The sequence below is a fragment of the Neisseria sp. 83E34 genome, from assembly GCF_001308015.1.
GTDB lineage: Bacteria > Pseudomonadota > Gammaproteobacteria > Burkholderiales > Neisseriaceae > Neisseria.
Genome location: NZ_LGYH01000027.1, coordinates 1 through 1912, shown reverse-complemented (window position 1 = coordinate 1912; position 1912 = coordinate 1). Strand labels below are relative to the sequence as shown.

At 40.1% G+C, this 1912-nt stretch carries 3 protein-coding genes; all 3 read right to left on the bottom strand.

Annotation, left to right across the window (positions count from 1 at the left end; all coding sequences use genetic code 11):
* The coding region (locus AKG09_RS11475) for a hypothetical protein (protein WP_197272161.1) at positions 1–301 on the bottom strand (301 nt) is incomplete at its 3' end.
* A gap of 221 nt (positions 302–522) precedes the next feature.
* Complete coding sequence (locus AKG09_RS11470) at positions 523–1128, bottom strand: hypothetical protein (protein WP_054619553.1); 606 nt, start codon at positions 1126–1128, stop codon at positions 523–525.
* A 2-nt stretch (positions 1129–1130) separates the two neighbouring features.
* The coding region (locus tag AKG09_RS11765; protein ID WP_197272160.1) for an RHS repeat domain-containing protein at positions 1131–1912 on the bottom strand (782 nt) is incomplete at its 5' end.

Sequence of the window (1912 nt, the reverse complement as noted above, 5' to 3'; positions counted from 1 at the left end):
CCCCGCCGCCGCTAAAACCGCTAACGGTCTTTTTAGTAGGCGGCTTCGGTCCCGGCACTCCCGGAATCATCGAGGCTAAAGAAATCACCGTAGAAGCCGCATCAACGGCTGCGGATACGGCGGAATCTGGGGAGACAATCGATAAAGCGGTGGAAGCGACATCGGCTACCATCTCGATCACATCGACGGGGCCGGCGGCATTCGTGAGCGGTTCGGGCGGATTGGCGGAGCCTTGGGACACCATGGCCGGCGCGGAAGGCTGGGGAATAAGGATGCCTATGGTGTTACCGAAAGATGCCATGGTTGTCCGGGGGTTAAAGGGTTGGATAAATGACAGCCGTGGCCGTCTGAAAAATAAGGGTTAAAGGATTATAGCGTAATATGGGTGTTTTTTTCAGACGGCCTTGAGAGATGATAACGCGTGCGTGCCTAAGGCACACACCCTACCTGTGAAAGGAGCTTTTTATGCAGGCTACGGATTGCTACCTGTGAAAGGAGCTTTTTATGCAGGCTACGGCTTGCTTAATGTGGCAACCATTCTTTATATTCAACATCATCAGGATTTAATAATTTATTGATTTTATTACTTTCAATAGCGATATAATCATTTGAAGTTATTGATATTAAACCGTCCTGAATGCTAACAAGTCTGAAATGATTATCTGAAATAGAAACAAAACTGCCATGTTCTTCTTGAACTAATAAATAATTGATTATTTGTTGTAATAAAAGTTTTTCATAAATTTCTTCTTCTCTAATATTACTAACCATTTTAAATTTGTAAGCATCATAATACTTATCTTCTAAGTTTAATTTTTTTATTAAATTTCTTAAATGTTGTTCTCCGGCAGGAGTTAATAACTTAGTGACTATGAAATTATTTTCATAAAGCAAGCAAGAAATTAAAGAAAGTTTGAAAAAAACAGATGAATAACTTTTTTTTTCAGTCAGCCAACCTATTATGTTGTAGGAAATATTAATTATGGATTGAGCATTTTTGTATGCGTTTAACATAGATTCAATAGGGTATTCTTTTTTTGATATAAAATTTATATTTTGCAAATCATCAACGCATAACCCAAATTTTTTTAGCTCCTTGTTTAATGTATAGTTATTGATAATTTCCATTTTTATTTCCTTTTGTTACATTCTTCAGCTTCCAAAGAATATTGTAAGTCCTGACATTTGCTTATTTGTGAAGGCGTTAATAATAATCCTAGTCCAAATAGAAAAGATTTCGGTAATACAGATGGTGTAACAACTCTCATGCTTCTATTATTTTGAGAGTTACCAGGGTGAGCTTGTTCCGCAGTAATTGGTCTTCCTTTTAAATCATATCTCTGCCACCCTTTTCCATTTTGATTTTTTACTTTGAAATATCCTTGTTTAGCTCCCGGCATCCCTCCTTTGGGGCCAGTCCCCTCTGGGGGAACATATTGACAAAAAGGTCTAGATCCTTTCGTACCGGGAGGATTTGTACCATTATATGAGCCTGGACGTTGTCCTGTGGCAGGTGTCCATGGGCCACCAGGTATATTAGAAGGAGGAGTTGGCCAAGATTGCAGGCCTAGAAAATCAATCCAATTCTGAATATTCGGCGCAAACCAATAAAGATTATCCCCACCAACCAAGCCTATAGGGTCTTGATTGGTAAAGCGTCCCGTCTCTGCTTCGTAGTAACGGAAGAAATTATAGTGAAGCCCCGTTTCAGCATCGAAATACTGGTTCTGCAAACGGAAAGGTTGATGAACGTTTTCATAGATGCGCTTTTCAGACGCAAGAGAACCCCAAGCCGAGTAGCTGCCGTACCACAGTAAATTGCCGTGGATGTCGGTCATCTCGTGAGGCGTGCCAATCTGATTATTGTGGAAATAAAACAGATATTGTTGTCGGTCTTTGTGATTATCAAAGA

Coding starts and splice junctions, on each gene's coding strand:
- AKG09_RS11470 (WP_054619553.1), bottom strand. CDS start 1,128: ATGGAAATTATCAATAACTATACATTAAACAAGGAGCTAAAAAAATTT.